Origin of the sequence: Mangrovitalea sediminis (genome assembly GCF_002514725.1) — a bacterium.
GTDB lineage: Bacteria > Pseudomonadota > Gammaproteobacteria > Pseudomonadales > Oleiphilaceae > Mangrovitalea > Mangrovitalea sediminis.
In genome coordinates this window covers 603684-621320 of the sequence record NZ_NTLB01000001.1, presented here as the reverse complement: position 1 = coordinate 621320, position 17637 = coordinate 603684, and the positions used below count along the sequence as shown (strand labels likewise).

At 56.5% G+C, this 17637-nt stretch carries 18 protein-coding genes; 4 read left to right on the top strand and 14 right to left on the bottom strand.

The genetic code is table 11. The annotated features are described in order from the left end of the window. Positions 1-103: 103 nt before the first annotated feature. Complete coding sequence (locus CLR77_RS02985) at positions 104-1606, top strand: flavin-containing monooxygenase (RefSeq protein ID WP_097459086.1); 1503 nt, start codon at positions 104-106, stop codon at positions 1604-1606. Between the two features lie 87 nt (positions 1607-1693). Continuing rightward, positions 1694-2515, top strand: a complete 822-nt coding sequence (locus CLR77_RS02980) for an alpha/beta hydrolase (RefSeq protein ID WP_097459085.1) — start codon at positions 1694-1696, stop codon at positions 2513-2515. Between the two features lie 363 nt (positions 2516-2878). On the opposite strand, the gene CLR77_RS02975 is transcribed toward CLR77_RS02980, so the two are convergent. Beyond that, positions 2879-5794: an Ig-like domain repeat protein gene (locus tag CLR77_RS02975; protein WP_097459084.1), complete on the bottom strand. Its 2916-nt coding sequence runs from the start codon at positions 5792-5794 to the stop codon at positions 2879-2881. 206 nt (positions 5795-6000) lie between these two features. Here CLR77_RS02975 and CLR77_RS02970 point away from each other — a divergent pair, with 206 nt between their 5' ends. Continuing rightward, positions 6001-6852, top strand: coding sequence for an FHA domain-containing protein (locus tag CLR77_RS02970; RefSeq protein ID WP_097459083.1), 852 nt, complete (start codon positions 6001-6003; stop codon positions 6850-6852). 206 nt (positions 6853-7058) lie between these two features. Here CLR77_RS02970 and CLR77_RS02965 read toward each other — a convergent pair whose 3' ends face one another. The 4 genes from CLR77_RS02965 to CLR77_RS02950 form a co-directional block, all read right to left on the bottom strand. Beyond that, a complete protein-coding gene (locus CLR77_RS02965) occupies positions 7059-7445 on the bottom strand; it encodes a hypothetical protein (RefSeq protein WP_143269354.1) in 387 nt (128 codons plus the stop codon). Further along, positions 7421-8443 carry a hypothetical protein gene (locus tag CLR77_RS02960; protein WP_097459081.1) on the bottom strand — a complete coding sequence of 341 codons (1023 nt, stop codon included), beginning with the start codon at positions 8441-8443 and terminating at the stop codon, positions 7421-7423. Before CLR77_RS02960 ends, CLR77_RS02965 begins: the two co-directional genes overlap by 25 nt. 337 nt (positions 8444-8780) lie before the next feature. Beyond that, positions 8781-9473, bottom strand: a complete 693-nt coding sequence (locus tag CLR77_RS02955; protein WP_097459080.1) for a DUF2182 domain-containing protein — start codon at positions 9471-9473, stop codon at positions 8781-8783. Beyond that, positions 9470-10066 (bottom strand): DUF1326 domain-containing protein, encoded by a 597-nt coding sequence (locus tag CLR77_RS02950; protein ID WP_097459079.1) that lies wholly within the window; start codon positions 10064-10066, stop codon positions 9470-9472. The genes CLR77_RS02955 and CLR77_RS02950 overlap by 4 nt, the downstream gene beginning before the upstream one ends. A 251-nt stretch (positions 10067-10317) precedes the next feature. On the opposite strand from CLR77_RS02950, the gene CLR77_RS02945 reads away from it, so the two are divergent. Then, positions 10318-10593, top strand: a complete 276-nt coding sequence (locus CLR77_RS02945) for an alpha/beta hydrolase (RefSeq protein ID WP_198962643.1) — start codon at positions 10318-10320, stop codon at positions 10591-10593. 39 nt (positions 10594-10632) lie between these two features. Here the strand turns inward: CLR77_RS02945 and CLR77_RS02940 are convergent, their stop codons facing one another. From CLR77_RS02940 to CLR77_RS02905, 9 genes are all read right to left on the bottom strand, one after another. Further along, positions 10633-10998, bottom strand: coding sequence for a hypothetical protein (locus CLR77_RS02940; protein WP_097459078.1), 366 nt, complete (start codon positions 10996-10998; stop codon positions 10633-10635). Positions 10999-11020: 22 nt separating this feature from the next. Then, on the bottom strand, positions 11021-11386 hold the full coding sequence (locus CLR77_RS02935; protein WP_097459077.1) for a hypothetical protein: 366 nt from the start codon (positions 11384-11386) through the stop codon (positions 11021-11023). A gap of 90 nt (positions 11387-11476) precedes the next feature. After that, on the bottom strand, positions 11477-11848 hold the full coding sequence (locus tag CLR77_RS02930; protein ID WP_097459076.1) for a hypothetical protein: 372 nt from the start codon (positions 11846-11848) through the stop codon (positions 11477-11479). Then, positions 11848-12867: a hypothetical protein gene (locus tag CLR77_RS02925; protein ID WP_097459075.1), complete on the bottom strand. Its 1020-nt coding sequence runs from the start codon at positions 12865-12867 to the stop codon at positions 11848-11850. The genes CLR77_RS02930 and CLR77_RS02925 overlap by 1 nt, the downstream gene beginning before the upstream one ends. 207 nt (positions 12868-13074) lie before the next feature. After that, positions 13075-13710, bottom strand: coding sequence for a DUF6804 family protein (locus CLR77_RS19975; RefSeq protein WP_143269353.1), 636 nt, complete (start codon positions 13708-13710; stop codon positions 13075-13077). A gap of 162 nt (positions 13711-13872) precedes the next feature. Continuing rightward, a complete protein-coding gene (locus CLR77_RS02920; RefSeq protein ID WP_227519780.1) occupies positions 13873-14811 on the bottom strand; it encodes a TIR domain-containing protein in 939 nt (312 codons plus the stop codon). Positions 14812-15167: 356 nt separating this feature from the next. Continuing rightward, positions 15168-15977, bottom strand: a complete 810-nt coding sequence (trpC, locus tag CLR77_RS02915; RefSeq protein ID WP_097459074.1) for an indole-3-glycerol phosphate synthase TrpC — start codon at positions 15975-15977, stop codon at positions 15168-15170. A gap of 4 nt (positions 15978-15981) precedes the next feature. Then, positions 15982-17019 carry an anthranilate phosphoribosyltransferase gene (gene trpD / locus CLR77_RS02910; protein WP_097459073.1) on the bottom strand — a complete coding sequence of 346 codons (1038 nt, stop codon included), beginning with the start codon at positions 17017-17019 and terminating at the stop codon, positions 15982-15984. A gap of 11 nt (positions 17020-17030) precedes the next feature. Beyond that, complete coding sequence (locus tag CLR77_RS02905) at positions 17031-17636, bottom strand: aminodeoxychorismate/anthranilate synthase component II (RefSeq protein WP_097459072.1); 606 nt, start codon at positions 17634-17636, stop codon at positions 17031-17033. Position 17637: the final 1 nt, after the last annotated feature.

The following is a 17637-nucleotide window of genomic DNA, read 5'->3' as shown; positions in this document are numbered from 1 at the left end:
GTCGCGATTTGTCAAAAAGATGTCCGCATTCGTCAATATTGTCAAGACACCAATCTGAAATAGTATGGGAGGAAAGCGCGAGATTAATAATAAGGAGAACGCGATGACGATGCCCCATTTCGACCTCATTATCATTGGTGCGGGTCTGTCCGGTATTGGCAGTGCCTGTCGTATTGCCCGGGAGTACCCGAACAAGTCTCTGGCCATTATTGAGCGCCGCGAGAGCATGGGCGGTACCTGGGATCTGTTTCGTTATCCGGGTATCCGGTCTGATTCCGACATGGCCAGCTTTGGCTACAATTTCAAACCCTGGTATTCCGACAAGGTATTGGCCAAGGGGGGAGACATCCGCAACTACGTGGTGGAAACCGCGCGCGAATTCAACCTGGCGGACAAGGTGCACTATGGGCTGCACATCACCAGCGCCGACTGGTCCAGTGTCGACCAGCTTTGGACCCTGACCGCCACCCATGAAAAGACCGGTGAAACCCGTCAGTTCACCTGCGACTTCATGCTCAACTGTGCCGGTTACTACAATTTCGATCACGGCTACCGCCCCCACTTTGAGGGCGAGGAAAACTTCAAGGGCGACATCATCCATCCGCAGTTCTGGCCTGAAGACCTCGATTACAGCGGCAAGAAAGTGGTGGTCATCGGCAGTGGTGCTACCGCTATCACCGTGGTACCCGCCATGGCGGAGAAGGCCGGCAGTGTGACCATGCTGCAGCGTTCACCCAGCTACGTGATGGCGATGCCGGACACCGACAAGATCTCTATCACGCTGAATAAAGTCCTGCCCAAGAAGCTGGTGTTCAAGATGGCGCGTAAGCGCAACATCCTGTTCCAGCGCGGTCTCTATCTGGCCTGCCAGCGCTGGCCCAACGGCATGCGCAAACTGATGCTGAGGCATATCCGCAAACAGGTGGGGCCGGATTTCGACATGCGGCATTTCTCGCCCACGTACAACCCATGGGAACAACGCCTGTGTGCCGCGCCGGATGGGGATTTCTTCAAAGCATTGCGTTCCGGCAAGGCAAGAATCGCCACGGATCACATCGATCACTTTTCCGAAAACGGCATTGTGCTGAAGTCCGGCAAGGTTTTGCAGGCGGACATCATCATCACGGCGACCGGCCTGGAAGTGCAACTCATGGGCGGCCTGCAGTTACAGCTGGATGGCCAGGACGTGGATATGCCGAACAAGATGACCTACAAGGGCATCATGCTGCAGGATGTTCCCAACTATGCCTGGATTTTCGGGTACACCAATGCGCCCTGGACACTGAAATGTGACATCGGTGGCCAATACATCTGCCGCCTGTTTGCCGAGATGGACAAGCGGGGAGTCAAAGCTGTTCGCCCGGTTGACCACGAAGGAAACGATTCTGGAGAGGGCATGCTGGATGAATTTGCCCCGGGCTATCTCGTGCGCGCCAAGGATCGTATGCCCCGGCAAGGCCGCGGCGGTCCGTGGAAAGTGACCATGCACTACGGCAAAGACAAAAAGATGCTAGTGGAAGACCCCGTTGACGATGGCTGTCTCCAGTTCGAAAAGCCGTCTGCTGTCGCTGTCGCGAATGGGCAACTGGCAGGCGCTTCTGCCTGAAGGGATCGATAGCCGACATTAGGTGCCTGCCCGGATAACCGCAGGGAGTCCGGAAAGCGATCCAGGGCAGGCGCCGGGAGACACAGCATGACAGAGAACAATAAACCACCGGTTATCCTGATCCACGGCATGTGGAGCGACGGCGACACCCTGCATGATGTGCGCGATGCGTTCACCGAGCAGGGCTATGAGGTGGATTCTGTAACGTTGCCTTACCACCACACCCTTGCCGACCATACCGCCGCCAGCGTAGCGAGCCTGGCGCGGTCCAGTCTGCAGGACTACGTGGCGTTCCTGGTGGATTGTGTTAAGCGTCTGGATCGCGCGCCCATCCTGGTGGGGCACTCCATGGGTGGGTTGCTGGCCCAGCTTACCGCCGCCCGTGTGCCCTGCGAGCGGCTTATCCTGCTGTCGTCGGCGGCGCCGGCGGGGATCAACGGGTTGGGGTGGTCGGTATTCCGCACCCTCGGCCGCAACCTGTTCCGCTTTCCATTGTGGAAGCAGGCCACGGTCCTGAAACTCGCCAACGTGCGATACGGCATCGCCAATTCGCAAACCGACGCTATCCAACGGGACATCTTCGACCACTGCGGCTACGAATCAGGCCGGGTGACCTTTCAACTGACCCTGGCGGCCTTCAGTAATAAAGGGCCCGCAGCGGTGGCACCAGACAGCATTCGCTGCCCGATCCTCATCATCGGCGGCACCGCCGACCGCATCACCCCCATCCGCATTCAACGCCGCATCGCCCAACGCTACGGCGACCGCTGCAAGCTGGTGGAGATTGCCGGCTGCTGCCATTGGACGGTGGGTGGGCATTTCTTTGGCGAAGTGCGTGGTGCGATGTTTGATTGGCTGGAAGAGGGGCAGACCGAGGCCCGCCGTTCCGAAGCCTTGATGACAGGCTAAAGAATGGGCGTGGTTCTTTAGTGGAAATGAGCCGTGGCGACAATGGAACGCTGTGCCGGATTAGAGGGTAGGGCGCAATAACCAAAGGGCATTGCGCCGCATGAGTATGCCGCATCGCACCTGGAGCAAGGCACAAGCGCGTGTCTGCAGCTAGAAAACGCCCCGGGCCAAATCCAGCAGCACCAAAATCCTGAGCCAGCCTCCCATTCGGCGCAATGCCCTTTGGTTATTGCGCCCTACGGTGGCTCAGTACCGCGATTTTCCGATGGCCTGGACATCGAACATAAAGGGGGCGGGGGGCCGCAGGGTTGTGACCGCGTCAGGTACTGGGCCCCCAAAATAGATCAGTCCCGGTTTCCGCGATCAGAACGGCAGACTGACTTTTCCAAAGATGCTTTGTTCCTCGACTTGTCCGCCTGACGCCGAAAGTTGATAGTCCGCCTGAACACTGACGCGGTCGGTCAGGACGCGTAGTCCGATGCCGGAGACGATTTGGTTGCTCGATAAGCCCTGGTCCGTCACCGTGTACACCGTTCCGCCGAGGAGTTGGGCATAGCTCAGCTGTTGGTTGTAGCTCCCCTTCAGCCGGGACCGGTTCTCAAGTCGGGCGGCAACCGAGAGTCTGCCCCAGGATACGGGGATGCCGTAAGTTGCGCGCGAGCCGATCGCTCCACTTACTGCGTTGGTTGTCATTTGCTGATAGCTCAGTGCCCAAAGCGTCGATCCTGTTTCGGTATAGGGGGCGAGCATCATGTGGACGGCGTCTAGGCGTAGGTATGGCGCCAGTTGAAGGGAATCCCATTTCTTGTCAATCGATAGTGCCGCCGAACCGAATAGCAGTTTCGCGTTACGTGAGCCATGGAGGAAGACATTCCCCGCTGATGAATAACGCTCAGAACTCAGCGTGGCGTTGCCGTAGCCGATGATGGCGTCCAGAAAGGTAGAGGGCAGCGCGTGGTAACTCGCATAGAGCGCCGCCGAGACGGCCCTGGCGTTGCTGTGCGTTCCATCCGACCCAATAATCGTCTTGTCGGAGGCGTAACCGACGGCAAGTCCGCTCTGAAGCCGGTCGCGGATCTTACCGTCGATACCCAGGGTGACGCCCGATGTGGTGAAGGAGTGATCGGTGCCACCAGATTGGGTGAAATCGCCGAAGTTTACTGATCCGCCGACCCAGACATGAAAAGGCAGGCGGGCGCCGGCATGGTTGATGGCATCTGTCGCCGCCATGGCTGCCATCGTCCGATCATTCGTCTGCTCCGGGCTTCCACCGCCACTTGTGAATGCAACCATCCGGAAATCTGAGGGCGGATACGCCGCCGGATAGGCCTGCGGGCGGGCGCCTGACAGACTGGCTGTAGACCCGTTGAAGGCCGTTCCGAAGCTCGAGGATGCGTTGCCGCTACTGACAACGTCATGCAATTGGCTGAGCCGGTTCTCGAGATTATCGATTTGTGCCTGACCGAAACGCTGTAAAGCCGAGACCTGTGCGTGGGCCGTGCCGACCACATCGGGGTCATGTGATGGATCGGGGAGTGCTGTTACCGCAACAGAGACAACACTTGAACTGACGGACAGGTTATTGGCATCGCCATTGTAACGTGCGCTGACGTTGTGAACTCCCGTTGCAAGCGCTTTGGTGGTAACCGTCGCGGTCCCACTTTGCAGTGCTGCGCTCGCGAGCGTTGTAGCACCGTCCAAAAAGGTGACCGTTCCCGTTGGGCTCAGGCCCGTTACTTTGGCCGTCAGGGTCAACGGTGCGCCAGACACAAGCGTGTTGGTCGACACCGAAAGACTGATCTTGGTGACACCCTTCGTGATATTGAAACTTTGATTGACCGGTGTCGCCGGAGAGTACGTCGAGTTTCCTCCCTGCGACGCAGCGACAGTGCATTGGCCGGTGGTTACCAGTGTCACCGTGGTGCCGGCTACAGTGCAGGTCTGTGGCGTCGCCGAAGCGAACGTCACCGTGAGGCCTGAGCTCGCGGTCGCCGAAAGGCTAAATGAGCCACTCGCGAGCGTGTGGTCAGTCAGCGGGGCAAATGAAATGACGTTACTGCCCTGCGTCACCGCAAAACTGTTGGACACCTGCGTTGCCGCGACATAGTTGGTATTTCCCGGCTGGTCTGCATGGATCGTGCACGTACCTGTCGAGACGAAGCTGATGGCTCCGGCGGAAGTCACCGTACAGACGCTGGTGGTAGCGGAGCTGTAGGTTACGGCAAGGTTGGAGCTGGCTGTGGCACCCGGTGTTGGTGGTGAACTGGAGAAGGCGGTCGCCGGGAGGGTAGGAAAGGTAATGACGTTGCTGCCCGGTGTTACCGTAAAGCTTTGCGATACCTGCGTGGCCGCTGTGTAATTGCCATTGCCCGCCTGATCGGCGTGGATCGTACAGGTGCCTGTCGAGACGAAGCTGATGGCTCCGGCGGACGTCACTGTACAGACGCTGGTGGTAGCGGAGCTGTAGGTTACCGCAAGATTGGAGCTTGCTGTGGCGCCCGGCGTTGGCGGCGTACTGGAGAAGGCGGTATTCGGAATTGCCGGAAAGCTTATGGTCTGAGCCGCTTTGTTAACCGTCTGTGTGTAACTGCCGGCACTGGAAGCATTATTAATGTCCCCGGGGTAGTTTGCGACGATGTTGTGGGTGCCAACCGCAAGTGATGAGGTGGTGATGGATGCGGTTCCGCCGGAAAGCGTTGCTGTGCCGGCACTGTTCCCATCCACCGTGAACGAAACGGTTCCGGCTGGTCCGCCAGTGCCGCTGACCGTTGCGGTAATGGTGACAGTCTGGCCGTAGGTCGAGGCATTCGGCGCGCCACTCACAGTGGTTGTCGTCGCGGGGGCCGGTGTACATGCCCAGGAAATATCTAATCCGCCGCCATTGTTGTTTACATTGATCGATATTGTGTCCGAGGTGTTTGCTGGGAACGAATACGAGTTGGTCGTGATGGTGGGACCCAGGAGATTTGTCGCAGAGGTGCTGTCTCGAACTGCATAGCTGGAGCCGGCATTTCCCGTATTGTTGACGGTCACTGTAATCTTGTCGCCGGCGTTAAATCCCGATGCGCTGGATGTGCCGTAATATCCGTAGCTCGCAGCGGTGAAGCCGCCTGAAAAACTGGAGCAAGCTGTTCCGGCCACGGCGATCTCTGAGTTGGAAAGCAGCAACAGTACGACAAAGCCGACACTGAAATGAATAGGGTTGTAGGCGCAAAAGAATGAGCGGAAGAAGCCGAGAACGCCAGCAAACGGCCCGATGGGTTCGATTTTTATTTTCATTTTTTTTTGTCAGCGAAGTTTTTTAAGCGGCGAAGCCTATTACATAGCGTTGGAGATAACAACCGGCCGGACTGGGGCTTTGCGTCCGGAGTCCGCCGGAAAGGCAGGCAGTAGAATTCTCTGCAATGTCACCCGGAATCAACGGCGCTGCTTGGTTGTGAACATGCCAGGGGCTAAGCTAGCACCAGTGACCGAGGAACCCCCGCATGAATGACAGTTTCCAACTCAAGCGTCTTCAGGATGGCCAGATATACCCGATAGACCGGCCTTCCATGCTGGTTGGGCGTGGTGGTAGTTGCCAAATCCCCGCGTCCGAGGGTTTCCCGTCCCGAGAGCATGCCCGGATCATTCGTCGCTCAGAGGGGCTGTTTGTAGAAGACCTGCAATCGACCAACGGAACCTACGTTAACAACCGGCGAATCTCTGAGGTCGTCAAGCTGCGCAGTGGCGACGTCATTAAAATTGGCGACGAAGGCTATCTGGTCGTCACAGAAACCGATCCGGATTCCACCGTCATTTCCACGAAGCTGGCTCCGGCTCTTTCTCAACTGGGGTCGACCGTCGTCTGCGCAGAAGCCGATGATCCGGACGGCACCAGCGTCCAACAGCGATTCCCCCTGCCGGCAAGCTGGACAGCTCAGGATCGCGCGCAGTTTGAAGGCGGGAATAGTTCCCATCCGGCTATCCATCGTGGTGCACTGGATCAGAAGATTCTGGCAGCGCTGTCCGGTGCGTCCGAGCTATACAGCGCGGCAATAGTGGTGATGTCAGGCAATCGCCCGGCCAGTGTCCACGGCCTTTCGTTGGAGAAACACGGGAAGCAGTGGACGATTGGGCGCAAAGCCGACGCTGATGTATTGATCGATGATCCCAGTATCTCCGAACTTCATGCCGTACTCCGTTATGACAACGGCCAATGGTGGCTGAAGGATAATCAGTCCACCAATGGGATGCGTCAGAATGGCAGACCGTGTCAGGACATACGGCTTGAGGATCTGATGCGGGTGCGTCTCGGGCGGGTAGAGGTTGTCTTTCGTGTACTCGGTTTTGTTGGGTAATTGGCGGGCCGTTTGACGTTTTTAATCGAAGCAAGGGTTTCCCGGTAGCCTGAATCGCTCGTTAGTGTCGGGTGGGAACCGTGCGAGGTGACGGAGTATCAAGATCAACCGACGCAGGCCCTATCGGCCCAGGTAGGGCGCAATAACCGAAGGGCATTGCGCCGGCATTATCTATCCACCGCCTGCAGACAGCTTTGATCTCTATTTCAAGTACTCGTCAACAGGCCTCCGATTACGGCAACGACACTGAATGAATAGCCGGCAATGAGAAAAACGAGGCCGAGTTTTTTGTCGATGGGTTTCGCATAGCTACGTACCGTGGATACGTCGATAAATGGTTCGTCGGCACGGTGCAAACGTGGGTTGTTGGAGGCAATTGCGGTGGCGTACCAGAGTACACGTAGCCCCATGGCATCCCAAGGTGATGGCCGAGACAGGCCGTCTTGACGCATTTCGCGCTCAATTCGTGCCATGGACAATCGGGCGAAAGCGATCCACGATGCAGCCATGATGAAGAAGAGGATCAACCCGGCGGTGAAAAGGCAGTCCTTACCAAATGAGGTGAGTATCATTTGTCTTTGTCCCAAAGCCATGCGGAAATATTCTTTCCGAATGTGTCGCCAAGTGATCCGGCCTCGTAACCAATCACAAGTCCAGCTCCAACAATAACAGCGAGGGCTATCCACGCAACTGGTCCGGCGGTAATCAACCCTACGTCAACGGCATAAGCTGTAGCACCGGACATTGCCGCCCGGCCTACCATTGCGCCCGCTGCGCCGCCAAACCCAAATCCGGCCAACTGCATCGAGCTATCACGCAGCCATTTGCCGCCGGTTTCATAGGTACTGTAAACGTGCTTTGCACGAAGCCCCGCGTCTACGACCACCCCCAAACTGCCTAACCACCCCAAAAAGCGGGTGAACTCGCCCAATCGGCTGGCCTGAACGGCATCGGCTACAAATAGCTCTGGATCAGCTTTTGCGTTTGGTCTGCGCGAAGCAAGGGTAATGCCACGCTCGGCGTTGCTTAACGCATTACCTCGATTTTTATAGCGCAGGGATACTGGGGCAAATCGACTTAATTCTGTTTGGAAGGCCTTTCGTAAGTAGGCGAAGGTACTCCGCGCTTGCGCTTCGGCTTTTGCACGCAATTGCCCCGCCTTCGCTCCGGTGGCCTTCTGGACTGCTCGCAATTCGAGTAGGGTTTTTTGGTACGCCACGACGGCTTTTTGAAAAGCGTTGAGGCGATTGCCGACCGCCCCCGTGGTTGCACCAACCAACGAATTCATGGTCGCTATTTGCTTGTCAGAAAGGTTCTGGTCGAAGAACGCGAAAAGACCGTGAAGCTCGTTTCCCATTAGGTTGGTACTCTGAGCGAGAGTGCGACGTTCCTGCTCTGGCAGATTATTGATCTTGCTCACAATGGCAACGGTTTGCGGATTATCGTAATCCAGGGAGAACGCCTGCCCGGGGCGTAGCAGTCCGCCCATGCCGATATTGTTGGCTTCGCTGAAAGCTATGAGCGAGTCGGGGTCGTCACCTATCAAGTCTCGGGGAGAGCATAGGGTTCTGGAGAAGAAAATCCGGGGCATGCACTTAATCCTTTAAGTGGTTTACGGGCAATTCCTTTACCGGTCGACAGGATAAATGCCTGTCATGGCGAAGTCCAACCGTGGGGCTGTGCATTGGTTCTCAGATCAAGGACTCTAACCCTGTCGATTTGACATGCCCTTTGGTGGGGCTGGTTGATCAAAAGAAAATCGATCTGGCACTTTTAGCTGCTGAATACCCAATCAGGGTAAATGTGTGCCCATATTGGGTATTTCGGGTGCTTGGCTCGTTGCCTGTGTTGTCGGGGCTTGTGGCGTATTCTGGTCACCGGTCCCGAAAAATAGATCCGTCCCGGTTTTCTTGGCGGACTGACCTCTGTCAGGCGGCGACCAACAGCCAGCCGCCCCACACCGCCAACCCGGCACCAACTACCCGGTCGAGCGGCCGCCCCAGTGGCAACAGGCGCTCCAGCAGGATATAGGCGGCGATGGCCAGCGCCGCCACAAAACTCATGGTGCCCGCCACAAACAACACCGCCATCAGCAGCCAGCAGCACCCGACACACCAACCGGCGTAGCGCAGCCCCATCAACAGCGCCCCACGGCTGCCCGCCTGCCACTCATTGAGCAGGAAGCCCAGCGGCGACCGGCAACGGGCCACACAGCGCCCCTTCCACGGCGACCACTGCCAAAGGCCCGCCACGATCAGCAGTACGCCGGCGGCGACCGGTTGTGCAAGGGTCAGGTCTGGCGCCATGAATCCCGACCGTCGCAACGCCCATTGCACGCCGGCATACAACAGGCCGATACCGGCCCACACCGCCAGATACCCGGTCAGATAGAACCCACTATGCCACCGCTGCGGCGCCATCCGGCTGTACATCAAATAAGACGGGGCGGCGGCTGGCACCATCATCGCCACCATCATGACCACCCACATCAGCGCCAGCATGGCCGGCCCCATGGCCATGCCGGACATCATCACGCCCTGCGCCCCCAACTGGATGAACCCGCCCCAAGCCAGGCCGCCGACCACCAGAATGGCGATCAGCGGCCACCAGCGCGCGTTCATGCGGCGTATCTGAAGGGGGAATAGAAGCCGTTGCGTTCCGACAGCTCCCACTGGAAGCCGTAATCCTGATAGCGCAGGTGATGGGAGCGGGCGGTGACGGCGGTCTGGCCGGGCGCGATGCACAACGGGTGATTGGCGATGGTCACCTCTGCCCCGTCCTGTCCCTCGATGGCCTCGATGCTGACCTCGACTTTGTCGGCAATCGACAGGCTACGCTGACGCCCCTCCGCCACATAGTGGATGGGCACACTGGCAACCCCGAGAATCTTGCCCACATGCTCCGCCAACCGGGCCGGGTGGCCACCCTCCTGACCGGAAAAAATGCGCAGCAGCGCGTCCCGCTGGGATTCGTCGGCACTGGCATCGAGGTAAACCGCAACCTCCCATTTCACCTGGGCCATATGCCCTGGCGAAAACACCGAAAATGCCACATTCAGGCCATTCAGCGGGACCTCGCCCAACCGGCCCCGATCAATGTGCCAGGCCACCAGTGCCGTGCACTGACCTTCGCTGGGATTGCTGAGAAAAACGCAAGGACAGGCTGCCTCGCAATTACAGCTTTCGAAATAGGTACCCTCGATTTGCCAGCTCATCTCTCGTCCTCCTTGCCGTTATCGGGCTCAACGAGTATTGAGATTGCCCCCCCCCTCCTGTAGCAGGGCAGGGCGCCAACGAGTCCTATCGTTATCATTAGATACCCATTCGGCGGACCTGTCCACGCACGGTTACCGCGATAGAAGGACCACCAATTCCGCGCCCTTCACGATGACGCCCAATGTGGGCTGGTTCCGCTCAAGCTCAATGATGGGCGCAGACCGTGGGTGACAGGGTCAGGTCTTGCCTGTTGTTCAGCAAAAAGGGGCCTGCGGCTGTAGCGCCGGACAGCATTCGCTGCCCGATTCTAATCATTGGCGGCATCGCCGACCGCATCACCCCCATTCGCATCCAGCGCCGCATCGCCCAGCGTTATGGCGACCGCTGCCAGCTGGTGGAAATCCCCAACTGCTGCCACTGGACGGTGGGCGGACGTTTCTTCGGCGAAGTGCGTGATGCGATGTTCGGTTGGCTGGAAGACCAGCCGTCCAATGCCAGCGTTTCCGAGGCTTTGATGGCTGGCTAAAGAAAGGCGCGACAACCGGTCGCGCCTTCCCTCGTATTCTTAGTTGCCGATCAACCATCCACCAATAGGGAGGGTGATTGAGCAAAGCGTCGCCGAAATGACAAAGGCGATGCTGAGTTTTCGATCAAACGGCGTCGCGTAATGACGAACTGCTGCGACGTTGATAAAGGGCGCGTCGGCGCGATGCATGCGTGGGCTGTCGAAAGCAATGGCTGTTGCGTACCAAAGCACTCGTAGCCCCATAGTGTCCCATTGTGCTGGTCGGGGTAGCCCGTCGCGAGACATCTCCCGTTCAATTCGCGCCATTGATAAACGAGCAAATCCGATCCAGCAAATGGCCATGGGTATAAAGAGGATTCCGCCAAGAATGCAAAGGAAGTTTCCAAGTGATAGGTCAGTAGGCATACAGCTGCGTTCCGCCGATCTCCTACAAACCAAGCAGCCATGCACCGACCAGTCCGACGACACAGAACGAATAACCTGAAATCAGAAAAGCGATACTGAGCTTTCGATCAAACGGCGTCGCATAACGCCGAATCGCCTCCACATCGATGAAAAGCTTGTCGGCTCGGTTCATGCGTTGGCTGTTGAAAGCGATGGCGCTTGCATACCAGTGCACACGTAGTCCCATTGTGTCCCAGTGCGCCGGTCGGGGGAGTCCGTCTTGCCGCATCTCCCGCTCAATGCGTGCCATGGATAAACGGGCAAACCCGATGTGACAAATGGCCATGGTCATAAAATGAATGACGACAAAGATGATAAACAGCGCTTTGACTGGATGGGATTCGAACATCTTTAGTTATTCCGGTTCCAGCTAGAAGACGACAGCCTCCGGCCAAGGTGCCCCGCGCTAGAACAGCTGAATTGGCCTTCCCTAGCGGAGTTACAGGCCGATCAGCAATCCACCCACTAGACCAACAACAAGAAATGAATAGCCCGAAATGAGAAAGACCAGTCCGAGCATACGGTCAAAGGGCTTGGCGTAACGACGCACTGTGGCGACATCGATAAAAGGCTCATCGGCGCGATGTAAGCGAGGACTATTGAAGGCAATGGCTGTGGCGTACCAAAGAACGCGTGCGCCCATCGCGTCCCAAGGAGACGGGCGAGAAAGTCCGTCCCGATGCATTTCCCGCTCGATGCGAGCCATGGATAAACGGGCGAAACTTATCCAAGTAATGGCAGTTGGGATGAATAGCACGCCAACCAAAATGTAATAGATGTCTTTTGAGTAGGTAGATGTAATAAGCGCCATCAATTCCGGTCCCAAGCCAACGCTGAAAGTTTCTGTCCTGCTGTATCAAAAATTGAGCCGGCTTCGAAGCCAGCGATAAGCCCAGCTCCGACGATAATGGCCAGAGCAAACCACCCTACTGGCCCGGCGACGATCATTCCTGCTTCCATTGCATAAGTTGTTGCTCCCATTATTACGACTCGAGTGGTAAGCGTACCGGCTGCGCCGCCAAGTCCAAATCCCGTCATCTGCATCGAGCTATCACGCAACCATTTGCCGCCGGTTTCATAGGTACTGTAAACGTGCTTTGCACGAAGCCCCGCGTCTACGACCACCCCCAAACTGCCTAACCACCCCAAAAAGCGCGTGAACTCGCCCAATCGGCTGGCCTGAACGGCATCGGCTACAAATAGCTCTGGATCAGCTTTTGCGTTTGGTCTGCGCGAAGCAAGGGTAATGCCACGCTCGGCGTTGCTTAACGCATTACCTCGATTTTTATAGCGCAGGGATACTGGGGCAAATCGACTTAATTCTGTTTGGAAGGCCTTTCGTAAGTAGGCGAAGGTACTCCGCGCTTGCGCTTCGGCTTTTGCACGCAATTGCCCCGCCTTCGCTCCGGTGGCCTTCTGGACTGTTCGCAATTCGAGTAAGGCTTTTTGGTACGCCACGACGGCCTTTTGAAAAGCGTTGAGGCGATTGCCGACCGCCCCCGTGGTTGCACCAACCAACGAATTCATGGTCGCTATTTGCTTGTCAGAAAGGTTCTGGTCGAAGAACGCGAAAAGACCGTGAAGCTCGTTTCCCATTAGGTTGACACTTTGAGCGAGAGTACGACGTTCCTGCTCTGGCAGATTATTGATCTTGCTCACAATGCCAACGGTTTGCGGATTATCGTAATCTAGGGAGAACGCCTGCCCGGGGCGTAGCAGTCCGCCCATGCCGATATTGTTGGCTTCGCTGAAAGCTATGAGCGAGTCGGGATCGTCACCGACCAAATCATGAGGGGAGCAAAGGGTTCTGGAGAAATAAATCTGGGGCATGCACTTAGTCCTTTAAGTGGGATACGGGCAACTCCTTTACCGGTCGACAGGATAAATGCCTGTCATGGCGAAGTCCAATCGTGGAGCTGTGCATTGGTTCTCAGATCAACGACTCTGATCCTGTCGATTTGACATGTCCTTTGGTTGGGCTGGTTGATCAAAATAAAATTGATCTGACCCCTTTAATCTAGCGATCTCGGGTTCACATCAGTTCGAATACAACCCAGCGCCACAGCTCTCGCAGGTCATGATACCGTTCTCGAGCGAAACATTTTCGCTATCGCAATAACAGCAGCGCCCCAAAGTGAACTGTGAGCCGTACCATTCAGAAGAAGGCACATCTCTTAACGACCTCAAATACCACCAAGCAATCGACAAAACCACATAGGCAAAGAAAATTCCGGTCAGCAGAGCGATCCAGTCTTGAGACCGTATTATTTGCGGCAATCTCCAGCCTAAGATTAATGATCCAATCATTGTAATAGATAGTGCTGAAAATATCCTGTTGGTGGCCCGCGATGTATATTTTCCTTCATTAATTTTTTTATAAAAAATAGAATAAACGGCGATAATTATAGTCGCTGAATTTACGACGACCCAAACTGGTCGATGGAGGTGAACTTGAACAATTGGGTTGTAAACCGCAGCTAATAATGCAAATGCCAGCGCAAATAAATTACTATCATATTCAAGGTTTCTTATTGTCAAATAACCAAAAGAAATTAAGCAAGACCATCTAATAAATTGGTAATATTCGTAAGGCTGTCTAGTCATCATTCCAGCGAAAACAGTAAATATAGCAACAGATTGCGGCAACCAGTCCTTCCAATTCATATTAAGCATTTTAGCTTTATCCTAATCTTGTTGTCATACCCTCTGTCGTCAGCCATTTTTTAATGGCACGATTTGCCTCCAAGCACCTCTTAAAGCCAGCCATCACCGGTGGCAAAGCCGCAGCGAAGCGAAGGTTTTGGCATCCGGTGCATGGTTTGGTTAGATTTTCGCTCAAACCTGGTACCCAGCGGCTTGGAGGTCTTTTATAAGCTCTTGTTTCCAAGCACCTTGCTCATCCATCGATATGTAAACCATACCGCTAATATCGTTTGGAGTCTCGACATTGCCTTTGACTAGAGCGGCGACGCGAGGACGACCAAGTTTCCCGATAAGAAAACCATGCTCAAAAACAACATTTTGCCGCGCTCGATACCGGCCATTGGGTTGACCAGCCTTGGCTCCAATATCGCATGGGGTGTACAAAACGATTCCAAAACCAACATTTGAGTAGTACTCAATTTTTTCTATTATTGTCCGACTCGAGCTGGCCTGCATATGAAGTATGATTGGCTCCAATCCAAGCTCAGCAACGAAGTCCTTCATTTCCAATTTGGTGATTTCATCGTGTCCATGGACAATAAAAACCTGAGAAGCGTTGAACTCGCCCGGGGCCGTAGGAATTATAGGTGGCTGACTTGCCACTCTATCCTTCAATGCTTGAGAAGCCTCCACTTGTTGGGGCGTGAAATATCCCTTGCGGACCAGTATGTCGAATAGTGGCTCATCTTTAATGGCCCAATGCGTTCTCCCCAACTCCCATCGGCCAAGATCAAAATCAACACGCAAGGCCTCAATCGCACCGATAGGCAAACTGGGCAAAATTGTATCTATTTCAAAGTCGAAAACTACTGTGGATTGCCTCAAGCGTACATTGGTTATATACCCTACTCGCGACTCCACCTGCTCATTTTCAGCGACAAATAATGAGGGGAAGCTTTTTAGCTCTTCAATAGCCTTGTCGTCTAGGAACTTATATCGTTCACTAATCTCGTCAGCGGTGTACTCAATGGCCACCCGGCTTCTTTCCAGCTCGAAAGGAGAGTTCATCCAGCTTTCTGGACCTTGAGAAATCAATAAGTTAAACAAAATATCTCCTTCCGATTGACTCACCTAAAAATCTAACAGTGATTAGACCGCCGTCCGCGATATTGCAAAAGAGTGACTTCTAGATAAGTCCGCACATCGTATCTTTCGGCTTTACCTGAATTTATCAATAAAACAATCGGTTATGGCATGTTCAAGCCAGCCCCAACGTATTCGCGAGACTTCTCGTTTTTGCACATTGAATAACACCTTACACAAAACCCGGTATAGCGGCTACATGCCGCCGGGCGTGTTTTGAGTTAGAGCATTGTTGGAGGGGCGATTTGTGGCGATGAAGTGCAGTTGGGGCAGGTAGGAACAGGGCCCGGCGTCACTGGCCAAGCCTCGTCAGTAGGGTAGCGGTTAACGGGTTCGCAGGTGGCTCAGGAAAAAAACATCTCCCTCAACTTCTCCCCAGGCTCCTCCGCCCGCATAAACGACTCCCCGACAAGGAAGCCATAAATCCCATGAGCTTCCATCGCCACAACGTCGTCGCGAGTCAGGATGCCGCTTTCAGTAACGGTTATGCGGTCCCCCGGAATCCGCTCATGCAGTTTCCAGGTCGTCTCCAATGACACCTCAAACGTATGCAGGTCGCGGTTGTTGATTCCCACCAGCGGCGTGTCCAGCGTCAGGGCATCTTCCAGCTCTTCGGCGTTGTGCACTTCCACCAGTACATCGAGCCCATGCTCCTTGGCGATGCCGGTGAATTCCTGCATCTGGTCTTTGGTCAGGCAGGCGGCGATGAGGAGGATGCAGTCGGCGCCGATCATGCGGCTTTCGTGGATCTGGTACGGGTCGACCATGAAGTCCTTGCGGATCACCGGCAGGTCGCAGGCGGCGCGGGCTTCGCGGAGGTATTCTTCGCAGCCCTGGAAGAAGTCCCGGTCGGTGAGGACGGACAGGCAGGCGGCGCCACCAGCGGCGTAGCTCTTGGCAATCTCGGCCGGATGGAAGGGATCACGCAGGACGCCTTTGCTCGGGGAGGCCTTCTTCACTTCGGCGATGACGGCGGGCTGCTTTTGTTGGACGCGGCGGCGCAGGGCATCGGCGAAGCCTCGGGTCGGTGCCTGTTCCAGGGCGCGAGCCTTGACGTCGGCGAGGGAGAGCAGGCGCTGGCGGTCGGCGACTTCCTCGTGCTTGCGGGCAACGATCTTGCGCAGGATGGTGGGGATCTGGTCGTTTGTGCTCATGAATCTATTCCGCGTCGAAGCAGCGTGTGAAGTCGGCGAGTTCCTGCATTTTTCCCAGGGCGAGGCCACTGCCGATGGCGTCGGCGGCCATGTCGATGCCTTCCTGCAGGGTTTGGGCGATATCGGCGGCGTAGATGGCCGCACCGGCGTTGAGGACGATGATGTCACGGGCCTTGTTTGCCCGTTCGCTGTGGTCCTTGCCGAGGGCGCCGCGGATCAGGTCCAGGGATTCTGCCGAGCCTTCCACGGACAGGCCGACCAGACTCTGGCTGTGGATGCCGAAGTCTTCCGGCACGATGTCGTATTCCCGGATCTCGCCATTCTTGAGCTCGGCCACGTGAGTGCGGTTGGCCAGGCTGATTTCGTCGAGGCCGTCGTTGGAGTGGACGACCAGGATGTGTTCGCTGCCCAGGCGCTTCAGTACTTCGGCCACCGGCCGGCACAGCTTGGCGCTGAACACGCCGACCAGTTGGTGGCGGACCCCGGCGGGGTTAGTCAGCGGGCCGAGAATGTTGAACAGGGTGCGCATCCCCAGTTCCTTGCGCGGACCGATAGCGTGTTTCATCGCGCCGTGATGCGCTGGCGCGAACATAAAACCCACGCCGATCTCGTCGATGCAGCGGGCGATGGCGTCGGGTTTCAGGTCCAGCTTGATACCGGCAGCTTCCAGCAGGTCCGCGCTGCCGCTCTTGGAGGAGACGGAGCGGTTGCCATGCTTGGCGACATGGCCACCGGCGGCCGCGACCACAAAGGACGAGGCGGAGGACACGTTGAACAGGTTGGCGCCGTCGCCGCCGGTGCCGACGATATCGACCATCGGCGTGGCGGTGGCGTGTACCGGCGTGGCCAGTTCGCGCATGACTTCGGTGGCGCCGACGATCTCATCGATGCTTTCACTCTTCATGCGCAGGCCGACCAGGAAGCCGCCGATCTGGGCGTCGGTGGCCTCGCCGCTCATGATGGTGCGCATGACGGCTTTCATTTCGTCGGTGGTGAGGTCCAGGTGATCGACCACGCGGGCCAGTGCGGTTTTCATGTCCATGGCATGTCTCCTCAAGGCGCCGGGCGGGTGCCGACCGGGGGCAGTTGCAGGAAGTTGCGCAGCAGGTCATGGCCCTGGGCGGTCATGATCGATTCGGGATGGAACTGCACGCCTTCGATGGCGAAGGTCTTGTGCCGCACACCCATGATCTCCTCGACGCCGCCGTCGGGATTTTCGGTCCAGGCGGTAACTTCCAGGCAGTCGGGCAGACGGGTCTTGTCGATTACCAGCGAATGATAGCGGGTGGCCCGGAACGGATTGTCCAGCCCGGCGAACACGCCCTGGTTGGTGTGATGGATCATGGAGGTCTTGCCGTGCATGACCTGTCCGGCGCGGATCACATGGCCGCCGAACACCTGGCCGATGGACTGGTGGCCCAGGCAGATGCCGAGGATGGGCAGCTTGCCGGCAAAGTGGCGGATGGCGTCCATGGAAATACCCGCTTCATTTGGGGTACAGGGGCCGGGGGAAACCACCAGCCGTTCCGGCGCCAGGCGCTCGATCTCGTCGATGCTGATCTCGTCGTTACGGTAGACGCGCACGTCCGCACCCAGTTCGCCGAGATACTGCACCACGTTGTAGGTAAAAGAGTCGTAGTTATCGATCATCAGCAACATG